This is a genomic window from Micromonospora sp. WMMD980, from assembly GCF_029626035.1.
Lineage (GTDB): Bacteria > Actinomycetota > Actinomycetes > Mycobacteriales > Micromonosporaceae > Micromonospora.
Genome location: NZ_JARUBE010000003.1, coordinates 2180928 through 2197984, shown reverse-complemented (window position 1 = coordinate 2197984; position 17057 = coordinate 2180928). Strand labels below are relative to the sequence as shown.

The window sequence follows — 17057 nt, the reverse complement described above, 5'->3', positions numbered from 1 at the left end:
GGCGCTCTGCGCGGCCATGACCCTCCGTCATCCGCAGGCCCCCGACCCCGGTGGGGTCGGGGACTCGGCCCTGAATGCGCTTTCAGTAAGCGCTTTCAGGATGCTACGGTAACCACGCAGAAACAAGCCGGTCAAGACGTCCCGCAGGGGGAAACCGATGCAGCCACGGACGCACGTGACCCTGGAAGACGTGGCCAGAGCCGCCGACGTCTCGCTGGCCACGGCCTCCCGCGCGCTCAACGGCATGCGGGTCACCCCGCACCTGCGCGACCGTGTCCTCGCCGCCGCCGCCCAACTCGCCTACACCCCGAACGCGCACGCCCGCGCGCTGGCCGGCGCCTCGCACCGCACCGTCGGCGTCATCTGCCACGACGTCACCGACCCCTACTTCGCGGCCATCGCCGACGGCGTCATGCGCGTCGCCGGCGCCAACGACCTGCTGGTCATGCTCGCCAGCACGTTCCGCGACCCGGAACGCGAGATCGCGTACGTGTCGATGCTGCGCGCCGAACGCGCCCCGGCCATCCTGCTGGTCGGCTCCGGCTTCGAGGACGCCCGCTGGGAGCGGGCCATGGAGGCCGAGCTGAAGCCCTACCTCGACGGCGGCGGTCGGGTCGCCGTGGTCAGCCGGCACCGCAGCCTCAAGGTCGACAGCGTGCTCCCGGAGAACCGCGCCGGCGCCGCCGCAATGGCCCGCGCGCTGCTGGAACTCGGCCACCGCCGCTTCGCGGTGCTCGCCGGCCCCCGCGCGCTCACCACCGTCGCCGACCGCCTCGCCGGCTTCCGCGACGAACTGACCGCCGCCGGTGTCCCGCTCGACCCGGCAGCCGTCGTCGAGGGGCCGTTCACCCGCGACGGCGGCTACCAGGCGATGACCGAGCTGCTCGACCGGGGCCTCGACGCCACCTGCGTGTTCGCGCTGACCGACGTGATGGCCATCGGCGCGTACGCGGCGCTGCGCGACCGCGGGCTCTGCGTGCCCGGCGACGTCTCGGTCGCCGGCTTCGACGACATCCCGATCGTCCGCGACCTCACCCCGCCGCTGACCACCGTGGCGCTGCCGCTGCGCGAGATCGGCGAGAAGGTGATGGAGTTGGCGCTCACCGAGAACACCGGCAGCCGACGGCGGATCGTGCGCCTGACCGGCGAGGTCGTCGTCCGCGCCAGCACCGCCAAGGTGGGCTCGTGAAGCACGCTCGCCGGCCTCACCGTCGACCGCGTCGAGACGTCCGCTGTCGCGCTGCGGATGGCCCCCCGCCTGGCCGGCCTCGACGTCACCGCGTTCGAGCAGCCGCTGCCGGCCAACGACGTCGCCGGGCTGCGCCGGCCGCACGCCGGGGTGCGGCTTATGGGCTCCGGGCTCACCGACTCCGACCTCGGGTCGGCCGCCTCGCTGCACCTGTTCGCCGCCCACGGCATCGACACCCCGGTCGACCTCCCGGCCGGCAGTTCCTCACCTCGTCCCACGCCACCGGCGAGACGGTGCGGATCCACGACGGGCTCGCGACCGTGCCCACCGGCCCCGGTGTCGGCGTGGACGTGGACGAGTCGGTGGTGCGTGAGCCGGCCGTGGACGTGCTCGCCCGAGCCTGACCCGGCCCGGTAGGGTGCCGCCATGATCGAGGACGCGGCGTGCCGCTGACGAATCCGTGGCTGGCCGAGCCGACGCCGACGAGGAAGCTGGACCGGGAACGCCTCGAGGAACGCATCCTCAACCTGCTGTCCTCGCAGAACATGTGTGTCCTCGCGACCGCCGGGCCGGACGGGCCACTGGCCACCCCGGTGCGCTACTACCCGCTGGACTTCACGCTGATGTTCACGGCCGCGCCGCGCTCACCGAAGATGCGCAACATCGCCACCGACCCGCGGGTGTCCGTCGGCGTGTTCGCGCCGCTGGTCGGGTTGGCCAGCAGCCGCGGCGCCCAGGTGTTCGGCGCCGCGCGGGTGCTCGCCCCCGACCACCCGGACCACGCGCACCACTGGTCGGCGTTCCGCTGGCAGAACGAGCACGCCGAGCGGGGCCGGCCGCTGACCGAGCCGCCCCAGGAGACGCTCGTGCTCGTCGAGGCGGAGCGCGTCGTCTACACCGAACACTGGCTGCGCCGCGACGGCTACGCGCCGCGCCAGATCTGGCGTCGCTGACGCCGCCCGCATTCACGACCTGGCCACCCGTGCCCGATCATGGGCGAAGATCCACTCCCTCTCGCCGGAGTGGCGGGTTCGGCGCCGGCCCGACGCAGCATCCTCGCCGAGATGGAGTCGATCTTCGGACTTCGCCCGCTAGGGGCGGGTGGGGGAGTGCGTCGTGCGGAGCAGATTGCCGGGCAGACGCAGCTCTGCGCCCTCGACCGTGGCCAGCACCCTGATCGGCTCGACAGTGGTGTGCGTCCAGGTCTGCTCGGGGAACGCCGACCGCAGCGCGTCGGCGTCCAGGCCCCAGCCGCCGCCCGCCTCCGGTGACACCACCAGCACGAACACGGTCCCGCCGGGCGCGGTCAGGCGCGGCAGCAGCGCCAGGTAGTCGCCGACCGCGGCCCCGCGCCGGTCCAGCGTGTGCAGCAGTCCGGAGTCGAACACCGAGTCGTAGGGCATCTCCGGAACCGGCAGGCGGGTGGCGTCCTGCACCTCGAAGCGCACCGGCAACCCTGCCGCGGCGGCCTTGGCCTTGGCCAGCGCGATCGCCACCGGCGACAGGTCGACGCCGGTGACGTCGTGGCCGAGGCGGGCCAGCGCCAGGGCCAGCTCACCGGTGCCGCAGCCGACGTCGAGCACGCGCGGGCCGCGTACCCCCGTGTCGAGCACCGCGGCGAGCGCCGGCTGCGGGCCGCCGATCTCCCACGGCGGACGCCCGGTGTCGCTGGTGTCGCGGTAGAGGCGGTCGTAGTGGACGACATCCGGCTCGTCGGTCATCGCGTACCCCCTCGGTCGGTGCGCGACCACCACCCGAGCCTGCCACGTCCGACGGCGGCCGTGGGGACGTCAGTAGGTCAGGCGGCGCAGGTAGCGGTAGCCGACGGCGGCGGTCTGCTGCGGCGTCACGTCCGGGGTGTCGTTCTCCACGATGTACTCCAGCACCGGGTGCCTCCGGAAGATCCGGGCGAAGTCGATCATGCCGGTGCCCAGGTCGGCCATGTCGCCGGTGGCCGGGTCGCGGTCCTTGACGTGGTATTGCAGCACCCGTTGCGGCGCGGAGCGGATGACGTCGAGTGTGAAGCCCTCCGGGTCCCGCACACCGTCGCCGGAGTTGATGCCGCCGGTGACCGCCCAGTAGATGTCGATCTCCAGGTGCACGAGCCGGGGGTCCAGCTCCTCGGTGAGCACGTCCCACGGGCGCCGGCCGTTGCCGAAGTCGATGGTGAACTCGTGCGCGTGGTTGTGGTATCCGTAGCGCAGGCCGGCCCGGCGCACGGCGGCGGCCTCGACGTTCATCTGCTCCGCCCAGCGCTTCCAGTCGTCCTCGCGGTCGGAATTGAGGTAGGGCACCACCATGAACCGCTGGCCCAGCGTACGGGCGTCGGCGATCTTTCGCGCCAGGCCGGCGGTGTCGGCGGCGATCCCGTCGTGGCTGGAGCTGGCCCTGATGCCGATGCCGTCGAGGAAGCGGCGGAGCTGCGCGGCGGTGCGGCCGAAGTAGCCCAGCGCCAGCTCCACCCGGGGGTAGCCGATCCGGGCCAGGTGGGTCAGCGTCGCGTCGTAGCCGGGTGAGCCGTTGAGCGCGTCGCGGACGGTCCAGAGCTGGAGGCTGATCAGCTCCTTCGGCACGTGCCGGCGGCCGTGGTGGTGCCCGCCGCCGGCCTGGGCCGCGGTCGCGCCGAGCCCGCCGGCCAGCCCGACGCCGGCCAGCGCCGCCAGCGAGCCGCGCAGCAGGTTGCGCCGGTCGAGGGACTGCCGGAGCGCGCCCTCCCCGTCGAATCCGTAACACATGACGGTTCTCCTCTCGGCCGGTCTGCGCCCGACGCTACAAAAGACATGTCGATGTGTCCATATCTTTCGTTGTTCTTGTCTAAACTTCTGTCGCGCTTAGAAGAAAGGCATGGCGTGGCATGCTCGGACCGTGGCCTTCTATGACGTCGCCCTCGTCCTGCTCGTCGACCGGACCGGCGCGGTCCTCCTGCAGCACCGGGACGGCAACGCGCCCGTCTCACCGCACCAGTGGAGCCTGCCGGGCGGCAGCATCGAGCCCGGCGAGACGCCCGAAGAGGCCGCCCGCCGCGAACTGCTGGAGGAGACCGGCCTGACCGCCGGCGAGCTGCACCTGTTCTGGAGCGGCCCGCGCCCCCACGAGGAGGGCTTCCCGCACACCGTCACCGTGTACGTCTTCCGCGGCGACACCGACGCCCGGCAGGAGGACGTGGTGCTCGGCGAGGGCCAGGCGATGGTCTTCGTGCCCCGCGACAAGGTGCTCGATCGGGAGCTGGCGGTCAGCGCCGCGAAGGTGCTGCCGATGCACCTGGCCGGAGCTCAGCCCGCCAACGCCCCGGCCAGCGCCCGCACGAACGCCGGGAGCGCCTCGCCGTCCGGCAGGTGATCCGGGTTGATCTCGGTGACCGACAGCCCGGCGAACCGCGGGCTCGTCACCAGCTCCGCCAGCGTCGCGGCCGCCTCGGCGAGATCCAGTCCGAACGGCTCCGGCACGTCCGCCAACGGCGCGTCCACGAAGCGCAACACGTCCACGTCGAAGTGCACCACGAACGTCTCGGCGGCGGCCTCCGCCACCGCCCGGGCCCGGCGCGCCGCCGCGACCGGGTCGGCGTGCACCTCGTCCGCCGGCACGTAGGCGAGCCCCAGCTCCGCCACCAACTCCCGCGCAGGGCGGCCGGCGCGCGCTCGACACCGGGGGTGTGGGCGCCCGCGCTCGACGGCGCACCGATGACTGTCCACGTGCGAGGGTCCACGACCCACCCTAACCGGCATTCTGCTGGTCACCGCAGGACGAGCAGGTCGAGCGCGTCGACAACGGGCCCGGTGTCGACCCGAGCCGCCGCGCGGAGGCGCGCGACGCCCGTCGCGTACTCGTCGTCGGTGATCAGTTGCAGCGGAGTGTGCGCCTCCCGGCGCAGCGTGACCGCCGCCTCCCGCAGCGACGGCGCGGTCACCTGTGGAACCGGCTCGACCGCGGCGGTAGCGAAACCGGCGTCGGCGAACGCCGACTCGACGTCGGCGATCGCGGGGTAGGTGTCGAGTACCCGGATCGCCTCCGGGAAGAAGCGGAACAGTGTGATCGCTTCGTGTCGCCCGGCGAACGCCGACCGGACCAGCACCGGGGCGTCCGGCCGCACCACCCGACGCAGCTCCCGTGCCGCGGCGGCCAGGTCGGGCACGTGATGGAGGACGGTGGAGAGCCACGCGCCGTCGACGCTGCCGTCGTCGAGCGGGATGCGCGCGGCGTCACCGGCCAGGACGGGCCGGACCAGGCTACGGGCGCGCATCGCCGCCGACGGCTCCACCGCGACGACGTCGAGGCTCGGGAACCAGGCGGTGAACGCCCGGGCCCAGCTCCCGGTGCCCGAGCCCAGGTCGAGCAGGCGCATGCCCGGTTCCGGGGCGAGGTGTCGCGTGACGGCGTGCCGCCAGGCGGCGAGCCCGTCGTCGGTCAGGTGACGCGTCGCCGCGAAGGCCTCCGCGTCGGTGTCGTCGTACGCGATGCGAGCCATGTCGTCGAGCCAACGCTCCAGCCGGAGCGTGGGGCAAGCGTTGTGACGAACCGCTCACGCCGTGGGATGCCCCGCGCACCTAGGGTCGGACCATGAGCGCCGACGTCGAGGTGCGCGCGTGGCTCCGCGACCGGGGAGCCGAGAGCATCGACCATCCCGGCGGTACCCTCTACCCCCACCTGTGCCGGGTGCGGCACCGCCTCGCCGAACTGGGCCAGGCACCGGACGTGCAGCTGGCCGGGCTGGCGCACGCCGCCTACGGCACCGACGGCTTCGACGTCGCGCTGCTCGACCACACCGACCGCGGTCCGCTGCGGGACCTGATCGGAGTCGATGCCGAAGACCTGGTCTACCTGTACGGCTCGTGCGACCGGAAGCGGTCGTGGCAGCAGCTCGCCACCACCGGGACGGTGTACGACCGTTTCACCGGGCGGGTCGTGAGCGTGGGCGCCGACCGGCTGACTCCGCTGGTGGATCTGAGCATCGTCAACGAGCTGGACGTGGTCGAGCACCTGGCGTCGGTGTCGGACGCGCACGTGGCGTACCTGCGGAAGCTGTTCGCGGTCTGGTCGCCGGCGGCGTCCGCGGCCGTGCGCGGCGAGGTACGGCGGGTGCTCGCCGGATAGACGCCCGCTAGTCAGACAGTCGGCGGGCGCGCTGCTCGTTCGTAGATCGTTTCCAGGCCGCGTTCCACCCGGACCAGTGATCTCAGCCAGTCCCGCGTCTCGGCGTCCGTCGAGTAGAGCAGGGTGCCGCGCATGCCTCGGGTCATCAGCACCTTGTAGGTGTTCCGGATCAGGCGGTCCGCCTCGGCGTCACCGAGTGCCTTACGGCTCCGGAACGCCGGGTCCCTGGACTCCGCCCGCTGGGTGACCAGCCTCCCATCTCGCGCGACGAGATCCGGTCCGATGATGACGCCGGACCACTCGTACTCGAATCCCTGGGCGGTGTAGACGCACCCCACCTGCCCGAAGCCGTGGGGATCGGTGGCCCAGAACGCGCTGCCCGGCGCCTCTCCGACACTGCGGTCACTCTTGACGTTCCACGGACGCGCCCAGTCGCCGACCTGAACATCCGGGACCAGTGACTCATCCCGGCGCGGATCACTCCACGGCCAGCAGTATCCGGCCGACATGCGAGCCGTCTCCCCGGCCGACTGCTTTTCCCTCAGGAATGCCTCCATCTCCTGAGGAGACCCCACCACCCGAAGGTCGAAGCGTCCGTCGCCAGCCCACACCGACGGCTCACCGCCGTCGAGGCCGAGCAGATCGAGGACCCACCCCTCGTACGCGTCGCTGCCGCCGCAGCGGAACTGGTCATGCAGCGACACCAGTTCGACGTCGAGGTCGAGCTTCTTCGCATGCGCCGAGATGACCTCGACGTTGCCCAGTTCTCCGGGCTTGACCACCTGGTGCTCGTCGAGCAGGAACACCGGCACGCGCGCCGCGGCGATCAGCTCGTCGATCTGCGGGCGGGCCCGGTCCCGGGTGGCCCTGGGGGTGAACCGGTTGACGGAGGTCTCCCGGATCCGGTGCGCCTCGTCGCAGATGAGCACATCGAGGCCGTTCCGCTCCGCCGCCATGAAGCTGTTGAAGTATCCGAAGAGATTCCTCAACCGGGTCGAGCCCTTACCCGCGTAACGGCGAAGCGTCTGCGTGAACGACCGCGAGCCGGTGGTGTGCATGACCGCGCGCTGTTGCCGGGCAAGCTCACCCAGCACGGACAACGCGATGACACTCTTGCCGCTGCCGGGCCCGCCGGACACCACGACGACCGACTTGCGGTCCGCGCTGCGCGCCCGCTCCACGGCGTGCAACACCAGTTCGTACGCCAGACGTTGCTCGTCGAGCAGCGTGAAGTGAGTCCGCTCCTTCAACTCCGCCGCCGCGTACGAGAGGAGGTGCCTGCTCGGGCGCACGGAGCTGGTGAGGAAGCGGTCGGCGGCGGCCGCTCCCGATGCGGGCGCGAGGTGGCTGCGGAGGTGGTCGAGGAACTGGCCGCGACGTTGGCCGGTGAAGATCCGGCTCAGCTCGGTCGGCTCGCGCTCGTACAGGTCGGCCACGTCGCGATCGACCGCGTTGTGCAGGTAGGCGACACCGGCGATCGGGCTGCGGCCGTGCGAGAGGACACCGAGGAAGTCGGTCAGGTATTCGCAGTAGTCCTCGACCTGCACGCCGGGGTGTAACCGGGGACCGGACGCGTGCTCGACCAGGACGAGCCGCGCGGATCCCTCGTAGGACTCGACTCGGGACCACTGCTTCAGCTCGACCACCACGTAGGAGTCGCCGCCGACCCTCGGATGGGTACCGGCGAGAACCACGTCGATCCGCTTGCTGGTCAACGGGAGTTGGTACTCCACCAGCACTTCGACCTGCCCGAGACCGGCATCGACGAGGTCCTGCCCGAGCACGGCCAGGCTGCGGTCCCAGGATCGTCGTTCGGCGGCTCCCACGTTGTGCCCGATGCGCTCCGCGATCCGATCGGCGAGGTCGCCACGGTTCCGATAGCGGAGCAGACCGTCGGCGGAGGTGCGGAACGCTGACAACACTTGCCCCCGGGCAGCACGAAATGATCGTGCGCATGGGGGGCATGTCCGGCCGCGGCCGGAAGCCCGTCGTTACGCGCCTGTACGGGTGGACTGTAGCGAAGAGATCATCTCCTCGCACGCTCCGCTATCGCTTGCTCGCGGAGCCCTTGACTTCTTCGGCGGGATAGCGGACCGCGACCTCGGCCAACTTGGCGAGGGCGGCCTCCCTCAGGTCGATGCCGAGGACATCCGCCAGGCGGGTCAGGTAGATCATGACGTCGCCGATCTCCGTCCGGACCCGCGCGCCCGCCTCGGCGTCGTCCATCACCACGCCAGCCTGCTCAGGCGTCAGCCACTGGAACTCGGCGACCAGCTCACCGACCTCGCCGGCGAGAGCCATGGCGAGGTTCTTCGGAGTGTGGAACTGCTGCCAGTCACGTTCCTCGGCGATCGCCCGTACGCGGGCCGTCAGGTCGTCCACCTCGGCAGTCTGGCACGGCCGGGGGCGTACGACCCGATTTGCAATGACGCGTCGCGATCTCACACAACAGCACTTCAGCTCCAGACCGCCCGGGTATGGCACCAGGCGATCGATTCGCAGCGACCAGCCGGCGGCTCAAGACTCGTATGATTGTCGATTCATATGGCTGGCAGGGGAACGTCGTGCGGCTGCTGAGAGTGGAGTCCCTTGCGAAGGTGGGCCCTGACCAGGTGCCGAGCGCTATCGGCCGTGACGGCGTTATCCTGATCCGCAACTCGACTGCCGACGAAGTCGCTGCTTTTCTGCGCGGGTGGACGGAACCGGTCGACCACCCGCACCAGTCGGTCGGAGGTCTGACGGTCATCACGCCGCATCACCGCATCGAGCGTGCGGAGTCCGAGGCCGGGTTCACCCGGTCGGCTCTGCACCCGCACACCGACCGCAGCGTGCAAGCGGAGCCCCCGAGCGTGCTCGCCGCGCTGATGACCTCACCGTCCCGATCAGGCGGGGTGACGACCCTGGTCGACGGCGCCCGCGTGCTGACACGGTTACGCCACCACTTCGACGACAGCACGCTGGTGGAGCTGCGACTGAGGCCGGCTGACGGTTCGGTCGAGCGTCCGGTCATCGAGGTGGCAGCGAGCCTCACCCGCCTCCGATACCGCGACGACCAGGTAGCGGCCCCGCGCGGAAGACCGGACGTGCTGAAGCGGTTGCGTCGCCTGATCATCGAAGAGACGCTCACTCTGGAGCTTGCCGCCGGCGAGGGTTACCTCGTCCACAACCACCGTTTCCTGCATGGCCGGACGGCCTTCACCGGTGGCCGTCGCCTGGTGCGGTTCCTCGCCCGGTTCACACCCGACCATCCGTACGCCTGGCTGAACAGGGGGTTCTCGATTGCGAGTTCCTAGATCCAGGTCGGGAGCGATGCCGGCTGCCGACCGGTCCCGCCTGAGCAGTGCGTTGTCCTCGACCGGCGGGAGGCGGCAGCCGTCGGAGCCGGCGAGGTGGACGCTCGGCGGGTCACGGCGGCGATGCACGAGCGCCGGCTCTACACCATGACCTCCGGTGACATCGAGTCGATCTTCTCCGGGCATCCTCGCCGGGTGCTTCGTCCACACGGCGTGGTGGGTACCTGGGCGGAAACCGACCACATCCTGTTGTGCACCGACGGCTTCGCCCGGCTGGTCACCGACTACCAGCTCTACCCGGGCTGGCCGGAGGTCGTCGCCGACGCGTGCGACCGCGGGCTGCCGTACCTGGAGAAGCTGATCCGCGACGTGGAAGCCGACGCCGGCGCGGTGAGCGGTCGGTTCAAGCGTGCCGACGACGTCGCCGCAATACTGATCGCCCGAGACTGACCTGGAGGGCTGCCCGCATGACCGATCGTCCGCCGTACCTCGTCGAACGCAACCCCGGGTACGTCGAATACCAGCTTCCCGTCTCCGTGAAGCTGGTCGTCGACCACCACGGCCGGGTGCCCCTGCTGAAGAACGAGCGCGACGAGTGGGAGCTGCCCGGCGGCAAGCTGGAGGTCGGCGAGACGCCCGAGGACGGGGTGTGCCGTGAGGTCGCCGAGGAACTCGGCCTCACCGTCACCGGCGTCGACATCATCGACGCGTGGGTCTACGAGATCACACCACAGCGGCACGTCTTCATCGTGAGCTTCGGGGCCGTGTACGCGGGCGACGAAGAACTCGTCTACTCCGCGGAGCACAAGGAGTTGGGCGTGTTCGAGTATGACGAGGTGCCCGGCCTGCACATGCCTCAGCCGTACAAGCGGACCATCGCCCGGTGGCGTGAACGCGTGGCCTCGGCGTCGTGATCAGCGACGCTCGCCGCGCACCGGGCCGCTGAGGAAGGCGGTCCAGGTCTGCGGGGTGAAGGTGAGGGCGGGTCCCTCGGGATCCTTCGAATCGCGGACGGCGACGAGGCCGGGCAGGTTGGTGGCGACCTCGACACACTCGCCACCGTTGCCGCCGCTGCGGGTGCTCTTGCGCCAAGCGGCGCCGGTCAGGTCAGTCATGGCGCAGCTCCCCGATGATCCGCTTGATCGTGTCCCTTGATTCTGCCTGACTCTGCGCGAGTTGAGCCACGTTCGCGAACGCCTCCTCGTAAGCCCTTAGCCCTGTCGGCTTGTCGAGGTAGAGCGCACCGGTCAGCGACTCGCAGTAGACGACCGACGGTTCCGGCGCGGCTCGGCCGCCTTTGGCGGCGGGGAAGTCGAGGATGACGAAGGACCCGGCGACCGCGCCGAGGTGCGGCCCGGCCGACAGCGGCACCACGCGGACGGAGACGTTCGACTTCTCGGACGCTTCGAGAAGGCCGGCGAGTTGTCCGGTCATGACGCCCAGCCCGCCGACCCGCCGCCGGAGCACGGCTTCGGAGAGGATCACGTCCAGGGTGGGCGGTTGTGGTAGACGGCGGCTCAGCAGGTTCTGCCGTTGCAGGCGCACCTGGACGGCATGCTCGCGCTCCTCGTCGGTCGCCGCCGGTTGGTCGATGCGGGCCAGCGCGCGGATGTATTCGTGGGTTTGCAGGAGCCCGGGAATGACCGTCTCCTGATATTGACGCAGGCTGGCGGCGGCGGATTCCAGGCCGACGTACAGCTCGAACCAGCTCGGCACCGCGTCCCCGTACGCGTGCCACCAACCCTTCGACTTCGTCTCGGCGGCCAGCCCCTTCATCGCGTCGGCCAGTTCGTCGGACACCCCGTACAGCTCGCACATCGCCTTGACGTCGAGCACCCGGACGGCGCCCATGCCGCACTCGATGCGCCAGATCTTCTGCCGGCTGTATTCGAGCGCCTCGGCGGCGGCGTCGAGCGTGACGCCGGCCTCGGTGCGGTATTGGCGCAGCAGCCGGCCGAGCTGCCGGCGCGGCACGGTCGATCCGATGTCTTCCGCCATTCGAGCACTCCCCGGTTCCACTGTGCAACGCTGAGTGATGATGCTTTGAAACGTCTATAGGTTGCAGTAAAGAAGGTCAATGCCTCTCGGGAGAAATGCGGGATGGAATGTTGCGCAAGAGGGGATGAGCGTCCCATCCTGGCCACCAGGAGTCGGGCTCGGAGAAGGCCAGCACATGATCGTCGGCATTCGGCGTACGACACGGGGGAGCACCGCCGCGTACCCCAGGCTTCTGCCGTGGCAGGTGCGTGAGCGCCGCTTCACGCCGGCCGGGTTCGGACGCCGGCGCCTCGACCCGCGCGAGGTGTACGCCTACCTCGAACGGGTCTCCGGTGAGCTGGCCGTCGTCCACGACGCGTTGGCGGCCAGCCGCCGGGAGGCCGCGGTCGCCCGCTACGCGTTGTCGCGGCGCGAGGCGGACCAGCCGCGGGGAGACGACCGGTGACCCAGCGGTACGTCATTCACCTGCCGATCGTCGCCGCCGACCTGCCCGCCGCACAGCGCCTGGCCCGGGTGGTCGGCCGCTGGATGCTCGTGCTGCCGCGCGCCGAACCGGGCGGCACCACCGTGTCGGTCGAGGACGACCAGAACGTACGCCACTGGGTCTTCTGCGACGCGCCGATGGCGAACGGTCGGCGCTGCCTGCTCGGCACCGACCACGACGGACCCTGCTCCCGACGCCTCCTCGGTGCCCGAAGGTCGGAGCGGTGACGGCCGGGGCCGGAGTCCGGACGGCACCGCGGCGGGCGGCGGCGCGAGCACCCGCCACGTAGGCTGGAGGAGGCCATCTCCCTCCCACCGGAGCATGCCTTGACCCTCAAGTACTACCTCTACCTGTCGCACCTCAAGCTCGGGCTCCTCGCGGCGCAGGTCACCCCCGCCGCGCAGCACGAGACCGAGCTGGCCGTGGATCTGAAGGTCCTCCGCTACAGCCGCAAGGCGGTCCGGCCGGAGCGCCACGACCTCGACAAGCTGGAGAAGGTGATCCGGCACCTCCAGGACGCCGACCAGATCGGCACCGCGTTCGAGCCGGGCCCCTACTTCCAGGCCTGCCTGCCGATGCGCTGGCAGGTGTTCCCCACCGCCGGCATCGTGGTCTTCGCGGGGACGCTCGACGACCAGGTCATCGTGCTGGGCGGGTCGGCGTCGCACGTGATCGGCGGCGGCGACGCCGAACCGCGCGGCTCGGTGCCGCCATACCTGTTCCGCAAGCTTCAGGAACTGCACCCGGAGCCGGGCGAGTTCGACGACGAGCGCCTTCACGAGGCGCTGGCACAGATCGGGGACGGGCTCCCCGGGCCGACGCAACCGGTCGAGTTCGTCGCCAAGCGGCTGGCCGAGAAGTCGGGACCGAACGGCGCGTTGCTGGGCAGCCCGATCTACGTGGCGCTCGCCGACTAGGGCCTCGGGGTGGACGCGGGGGACGTGATCCGGTGGCGGCCGGGGGAGACCGTCCTCGACACGTTCCGCATCGACGAGGTGGTCGAGACCGGTGGCATGGGCTTCGTCTACCGCGCCCGTCACCTCGGGTGGAACGTCGACCTCGCCGTGAAGACGCCGCGACCCGACCTGGCCACCGCGTCCGGCATCCTTGACCTGCTGGCCCAGGAGGCGCAGGCCTGGACCGATCTCGATCCCCATCCGAACGTAGTCGGCTGCGCCTACGTGCGGCGCGTCGGCGCGTACCCGGTGATCTTCTCCGAATGGGTCGCCGGCGGCGACCTGACCGCGGCGGTGCGGGCGGGTCGCTGTCGCGACCTCCCGGCGGCGCTCGACGTCGCGATCCAGACGCTGCGCGGAATCGGGCACGCCCACGCCGCGGGCCTGGTGCATCAGGACATCAAACCCTCGAACATCATGTACGACGGCGAGACCGCCCGGGTGACCGACTTCGGCACGGCCAAGGCGAAGGCGCACGTTCCGCAGGATCCGCAGGGATCCGCCCAGACCGCGTACGCGACGCTCGGCGGGTTCACGCCGCAGTACTGCTCCCCGGAGCAGGTCGATCCGGACGGCCGGATCGGTCGGGCCAGCGACCTGTGGTCCTGGGCGCTGACCGTGATCGAACTGCTGCACGGGCGTCGGCTCTGGGAGTGGGGCCACGACGGCGCGGACGCGCTGGCGGCGCTGCGTGCCGATCTTCCGGCGGCGCTGCGTGACCTGCTGACGGGCTGCCTCGCGCGCGACCCCCGGTCGCGGATCGACGACACCGCCGAGGTGGAGGCCGTCCTCACCGCCGTGTACGCGGACCGCACGGGCAGCCCCTACCCGCGCTCCCGCCAGGTCCCGCCGTCGCTGAAGGCCGACGGACTGTCCAACAAGGCGCTGTCGCTGTGGGACCTCGGCGAGCAGCGCCGGGCGATCGAGTTGTTCGATCAGGCGAAGGCGATCGATCCGCACAACGTCCGCGCGGTCTACAACCACGGGCTCACCCGGTGGGCCGACGGGCTCGTCACCGACGAGACCCTGCTGTCGGAGTTGCGTGCCACCGGCGACTCGTGGGAGGCCGACCATCTCGCCGCGATGGTCCACCTGGAACGCGGCGACGGCGTCCTCGCCGCGAGGCACCTGGCCGAGGCGGACCGGAAGCATCCCGGCTCACCCGAGATCACCGCTGCCCGCGAGCGCTGCGCCCAACTGACGCCGAGAGGCACGCTCGAGACGTTCGGGCAGTTCCCCGGCGAGGTCGTGGCGATGGCCTGCGATGACGACGCGACGCATGTGGTGGTGGCCGAGGCGTCGGGCCGGGTGCGGATCTGGGATGCCCTCGCCGGCCGGGTGGTCGGCGAACTCGCCGATTCCGGTCGGACACCCGTCGACGTCGCGATCGACCACGCCGGTTCGCGGGTCCTCGTCTGCTACCAGGACACCGTGGTCGAGCGGTGGCGCCTCACCGACGGCACCGCCGAGATCGACGGCCGGCTGGGCGGCGGAACAGCCGTGGCGCTCAGTCCGGAGGGCGGCTTCGCGGCCGTGGGCACGGCCGACGGTCGCGTCCTCGTCTTCCGCACCGAGACGTGGGAGCCGGTCGCCGACATCCAACCCCACGAAGGTCGGGTCACCCGGGTGATCCTCGCCCGGGACGCCGAGGTGTGCGTCTCCGCCTCACTGGGCGGCACCGACGCCGATCGCCGGGTGGAGCAGTGGTGGCCCCTGCGGCGTACGCGGATGCGCGGCCTGCAGATGCCGTCCGACGGGATGGGCGATGACGACCGGAGGATCGCCCTGGCGACGGACGGGTCGATGGTCCTGCGGCTCGGCGTCCGGTCCATGATGACGGTGGACATGCGGGTCTGGGACGAGCCGCGCCGGTGGGAGGTTCCCTGGCTCCTCGGATACGACGTACTCGGCGTCTCGGGCCGGGCCGGCTGGGCCCTGCTCGACCCCGGGACCGGCGACCTCCAGGTCCTGGAGTTGGCCATCCGCCGCTGCGTCCGTACCTTCCCGAAGGACTGGAAGCGCGGGTCGCATCGCGACGCGACCGCGTTCAGCGGCGACTGCGGATACGCCGTCATCGCCGAACGCGACGGCTACCGCGGCCGGACCTCGCTGTCGCGCCTGCCGATGCCGCTGCCCGGGCATCTCGCCCCCTGGGCGTACGCGCCGCCTCGCCCGGTCGGCGCCCTCGCCTCCGAGGAGCGAGCGTTCGACCAGGTCATGGCGCGCATCGAAGGGATGATCTCGGCCGGGGAGGGGCAGCGCGCCACCGACGCCGTCCGCGAGGCCAGGACCATTCCCGGCTTCGCGCGCCATCCGCGGCTGCGGCGGGCCGCCCGGGAGGCGGGCCGCGACCGGCGACGCACCGGACTGGCCGGCATCTGGGTGGAGCAGGAGTTGTCCGACGTGATGCTCGCCCACGGGGCCTTCGACGTCAGCGACAACGGGCGACTGTTCGCCTTTCCCGCGAACATCGACGAGGTGGAGATCTTCGACCTGGAGACGCTGGAGAAGGCGGGCTCGGTGGTCGAGAAGCGGAACCCCGCCCGCAGCCTGCACTTCGCCCGGGCCGGGCGCGACCTGGTCATCGGCTACGCGGACGGGTCCGTCGCGTGCCACGACACCGCGACGTTCGAGCCGCGTCTCAAGGTCGCCGGCGCCCTGCCCCGCGACGAGGGGGAGACGACGCTCGACATCTCCGGTGATCTGCTGACGGTCGGGTTCGGATACGGGCTGGCGACGGTGTGGTCGTTGGCGGATGCGGCCCTGCGTCGCGAAGATCCGCACCGGTGCCGGGACGATCCACGGCGTCACGGCTGACGAGAAGTCCCGCTCCGTCGCGGTGCACCTGGAGACGGGCGACACGACAAGCGTGCAGGTCCGGTCGATCGACACCGGGAAGGTGGTGCGTACCTTCCCGGACGTCCACTCGCACACCGAGATCCGCTTCGCCTCCGGCGTGCTGCTGCTGGCCGAGATGACCCGCCTCACCGCGTGGCGGCCGGAGCGCCGGCGCCCGCTGTACCGCCTCGACGGGGTCAGGCACAGCTCGTCGGCGGACCTGGCCTTCGCCGACTCCCGTCGCCTCGCCGTCCTCGCCGGGATGGCGGGCTTCGTGGTCTGGCACACCGCGACCGGAGAGGTGGTGTTCGACGGGCGGGCCCTCGCGGAGCCCGATCTCCGCTACGGGACCGAGGAGGTGGCGGTCTCCTCCGACGGCCGATTCGCCGTGGCGGGAGACGGCGGGGACGAGACCGTCGACGTCTGGGACCTCCGCGCCCGGCGCCGGATCCGATCGCTGCACGGTCACCCCGTCCGGGTGAACGCGATCCGCGCCGACGCCTCCTTCCGCACCATCGTCACCGGGGACCACCAGGGCAACGTCCGGGTCTGGGGCCTCGACTGGGACCACGGGAGTGATCGATGACGTCCAAATCCGACCTGCGGGCGAAGTTCGTGGCCAACCGGGAGCAGGTCCGGTCCTGGCTGGAGACCTGGGAGATCCCGGAGATCGTGTGGACCGACGAGTTCAACGAGATCCCGGCGCCCTGGGTCGTGCTGGAGCGGGATGGGAAGAGTTGGCTCAAGGACGACGCACCCTTCCTGGACGCGTACCACTGGATGTTCCTCGGCCGGCCGCTGACCCCGGGTGTCCGCAAGGTGCAGGCCCTGTGGCGCTTCGGGGCGGAACACCGGTTCGAGAAGCTCGAACTTTCGATCACCAGCGTCTGCGATCCCGGATACCTGGCCGAGAAGCTGACCCTGGCGGTTCACCACGGCGGGTTGAAGGGGTGGCGGCAGGAGGATGCGCAGCCGCTCTACCAGTGGCTCGTCGAGGGCGTGAACACCAGGCCCCTCGACGACGCCGTGCGGGGCAACAAGCGGTTGGGGTTCATCCTGCTGAACTTCACCCGCTTCCCGACCGGCGACGGCGACGTGACGGTGTCGCTGACCGCCGTCGAGACGGATCGCGCGCTGGACGGGTCACTACTCGACGACAACGGGGTCTCCATCCCGCCCGCGCCGTGACCTGCTCAGCCGGTGAGCAG

Annotated in this window: 21 protein-coding genes; 13 read left to right on the top strand and 8 right to left on the bottom strand. The window is 71.1% G+C overall.

Annotated elements, in window-relative coordinates:
* Positions 1-190: 190 nt before the first annotated feature.
* Together O7618_RS10665 and O7618_RS10660 are read left to right on the top strand one after the other, a co-directional pair.
* Positions 191-1189 carry a LacI family DNA-binding transcriptional regulator gene (locus tag O7618_RS10665; RefSeq protein WP_278105878.1) on the top strand — a complete coding sequence of 333 codons (999 nt, stop codon included), beginning with the start codon at positions 191-193 and terminating at the stop codon, positions 1187-1189.
* A 443-nt stretch (positions 1190-1632) separates the two neighbouring features.
* Complete coding sequence (locus tag O7618_RS10660; protein WP_278105877.1) at positions 1633-2142, top strand: pyridoxamine 5'-phosphate oxidase family protein; 510 nt, start codon at positions 1633-1635, stop codon at positions 2140-2142.
* A gap of 138 nt (positions 2143-2280) precedes the next feature.
* Here O7618_RS10660 and O7618_RS10655 read toward each other — a convergent pair whose 3' ends face one another.
* Together O7618_RS10655 and O7618_RS10650 are read right to left on the bottom strand one after the other, a co-directional pair.
* Positions 2281-2910, bottom strand: a complete 630-nt coding sequence (locus O7618_RS10655) for a class I SAM-dependent methyltransferase (RefSeq protein ID WP_278105876.1) — start codon at positions 2908-2910, stop codon at positions 2281-2283.
* Between the two features lie 69 nt (positions 2911-2979).
* Positions 2980-3924, bottom strand: coding sequence for a sugar phosphate isomerase/epimerase (locus O7618_RS10650; protein WP_278105875.1), 945 nt, complete (start codon positions 3922-3924; stop codon positions 2980-2982).
* A 130-nt stretch (positions 3925-4054) separates the two neighbouring features.
* On the opposite strand from O7618_RS10650, the gene O7618_RS10645 reads away from it, so the two are divergent.
* Positions 4055-4528, top strand: a complete 474-nt coding sequence (locus tag O7618_RS10645) for an NUDIX domain-containing protein (protein ID WP_278105874.1) — start codon at positions 4055-4057, stop codon at positions 4526-4528.
* On the opposite strand, the gene O7618_RS10640 is transcribed toward O7618_RS10645, so the two are convergent.
* Complete coding sequence (locus O7618_RS10640) at positions 4462-4797, bottom strand: arginase family protein (protein WP_278105873.1); 336 nt, start codon at positions 4795-4797, stop codon at positions 4462-4464. The genes O7618_RS10645 and O7618_RS10640 overlap by 67 nt on opposite strands.
* Before the next feature lie 125 nt (positions 4798-4922).
* Positions 4923-5654 carry a class I SAM-dependent methyltransferase gene (locus O7618_RS10635; RefSeq protein ID WP_278105872.1) on the bottom strand — a complete coding sequence of 244 codons (732 nt, stop codon included), beginning with the start codon at positions 5652-5654 and terminating at the stop codon, positions 4923-4925.
* Positions 5655-5746: 92 nt separating this feature from the next.
* Between O7618_RS10635 and O7618_RS10630 the strand changes: the two genes are divergently transcribed.
* Entirely contained in the window at positions 5747-6280 is a 534-nt protein-coding gene (locus O7618_RS10630) for a DUF6817 domain-containing protein (RefSeq protein WP_278105871.1), read from the top strand.
* Positions 6281-6291: 11 nt separating this feature from the next.
* Here O7618_RS10630 and O7618_RS10625 read toward each other — a convergent pair whose 3' ends face one another.
* Positions 6292-8199, bottom strand: coding sequence for a DUF2075 domain-containing protein (locus O7618_RS10625; protein ID WP_278105870.1), 1908 nt, complete (start codon positions 8197-8199; stop codon positions 6292-6294).
* A gap of 127 nt (positions 8200-8326) precedes the next feature.
* A complete protein-coding gene (locus O7618_RS10620) occupies positions 8327-8662 on the bottom strand; it encodes a nucleotide pyrophosphohydrolase (RefSeq protein WP_278105869.1) in 336 nt (111 codons plus the stop codon).
* A 182-nt stretch (positions 8663-8844) separates the two neighbouring features.
* Here O7618_RS10620 and O7618_RS10615 point away from each other — a divergent pair, with 182 nt between their 5' ends.
* The 3 genes from O7618_RS10615 to O7618_RS10605 all read left to right on the top strand — a co-directional run bounded on the left by O7618_RS10615 (position 8845) and on the right by O7618_RS10605 (position 10487).
* Entirely contained in the window at positions 8845-9573 is a 729-nt protein-coding gene (locus tag O7618_RS10615) for a TauD/TfdA family dioxygenase (protein WP_278105868.1), read from the top strand.
* Between the two features lie 96 nt (positions 9574-9669).
* A complete protein-coding gene (locus O7618_RS10610; protein ID WP_278105867.1) occupies positions 9670-10023 on the top strand; it encodes a hypothetical protein in 354 nt (117 codons plus the stop codon).
* A 17-nt stretch (positions 10024-10040) separates the two neighbouring features.
* Positions 10041-10487, top strand: a complete 447-nt coding sequence (locus O7618_RS10605) for an NUDIX domain-containing protein (RefSeq protein WP_278105866.1) — start codon at positions 10041-10043, stop codon at positions 10485-10487.
* On the opposite strand, the gene O7618_RS10600 is transcribed toward O7618_RS10605, so the two are convergent.
* Together O7618_RS10600 and O7618_RS10595 are read right to left on the bottom strand one after the other, a co-directional pair.
* Complete coding sequence (locus tag O7618_RS10600) at positions 10488-10688, bottom strand: DUF397 domain-containing protein (RefSeq protein WP_278105865.1); 201 nt, start codon at positions 10686-10688, stop codon at positions 10488-10490.
* Complete coding sequence (locus O7618_RS10595; protein ID WP_278105864.1) at positions 10681-11571, bottom strand: helix-turn-helix transcriptional regulator; 891 nt, start codon at positions 11569-11571, stop codon at positions 10681-10683. The genes O7618_RS10600 and O7618_RS10595 overlap by 8 nt, the downstream gene beginning before the upstream one ends.
* Before the next feature lie 244 nt (positions 11572-11815).
* Here O7618_RS10595 and O7618_RS10590 point away from each other — a divergent pair, with 244 nt between their 5' ends.
* The 6 genes from O7618_RS10590 (at position 11816) to O7618_RS10565 (ending at position 17037) form a co-directional block, all read left to right on the top strand.
* Positions 11816-12016, top strand: a complete 201-nt coding sequence (locus O7618_RS10590) for a hypothetical protein (protein ID WP_278105863.1) — start codon at positions 11816-11818, stop codon at positions 12014-12016.
* Complete coding sequence (locus O7618_RS10585; protein WP_278105862.1) at positions 12013-12282, top strand: hypothetical protein; 270 nt, start codon at positions 12013-12015, stop codon at positions 12280-12282. The genes O7618_RS10590 and O7618_RS10585 overlap by 4 nt, the downstream gene beginning before the upstream one ends.
* 99 nt (positions 12283-12381) lie before the next feature.
* A complete protein-coding gene (locus O7618_RS10580) occupies positions 12382-12972 on the top strand; it encodes an SAVMC3_10250 family protein (RefSeq protein WP_278105861.1) in 591 nt (196 codons plus the stop codon).
* Between the two features lie 9 nt (positions 12973-12981).
* A complete protein-coding gene (locus O7618_RS10575) occupies positions 12982-15828 on the top strand; it encodes a protein kinase (RefSeq protein ID WP_278105860.1) in 2847 nt (948 codons plus the stop codon).
* The gene (locus O7618_RS10570) at positions 15767-16435 is read left to right on the top strand and encodes a hypothetical protein (protein WP_278105859.1); all 669 of its coding nucleotides are present in this window, start codon (positions 15767-15769) and stop codon (positions 16433-16435) included. Before O7618_RS10575 ends, O7618_RS10570 begins: the two co-directional genes overlap by 62 nt.
* Complete coding sequence (locus O7618_RS10565) at positions 16432-17037, top strand: hypothetical protein (protein WP_278105858.1); 606 nt, start codon at positions 16432-16434, stop codon at positions 17035-17037. Before O7618_RS10570 ends, O7618_RS10565 begins: the two co-directional genes overlap by 4 nt.
* Positions 17038-17057: the final 20 nt, after the last annotated feature.

Coding starts and splice junctions, on each gene's coding strand:
- O7618_RS10655 (WP_278105876.1), bottom strand. CDS start 2,910: ATGACCGACGAGCCGGATGTCGTCCACTACGACCGCCTCTACCGCGAC.
- O7618_RS10635 (WP_278105872.1), bottom strand. CDS start 5,654: ATGGCTCGCATCGCGTACGACGACACCGACGCGGAGGCCTTCGCGGCG.
- O7618_RS10570 (WP_278105859.1), top strand. CDS start 15,767: ATGCGGCCCTGCGTCGCGAAGATCCGCACCGGTGCCGGGACGATCCAC.
- O7618_RS10630 (WP_278105871.1), top strand. CDS start 5,747: ATGAGCGCCGACGTCGAGGTGCGCGCGTGGCTCCGCGACCGGGGAGCC.
- O7618_RS10600 (WP_278105865.1), bottom strand. CDS start 10,688: ATGACTGACCTGACCGGCGCCGCTTGGCGCAAGAGCACCCGCAGCGGC.
- O7618_RS10595 (WP_278105864.1), bottom strand. CDS start 11,571: ATGGCGGAAGACATCGGATCGACCGTGCCGCGCCGGCAGCTCGGCCGG.
- O7618_RS10605 (WP_278105866.1), top strand. CDS start 10,041: ATGACCGATCGTCCGCCGTACCTCGTCGAACGCAACCCCGGGTACGTC.
- O7618_RS10650 (WP_278105875.1), bottom strand. CDS start 3,924: ATGTGTTACGGATTCGACGGGGAGGGCGCGCTCCGGCAGTCCCTCGAC.
- O7618_RS10565 (WP_278105858.1), top strand. CDS start 16,432: ATGACGTCCAAATCCGACCTGCGGGCGAAGTTCGTGGCCAACCGGGAG.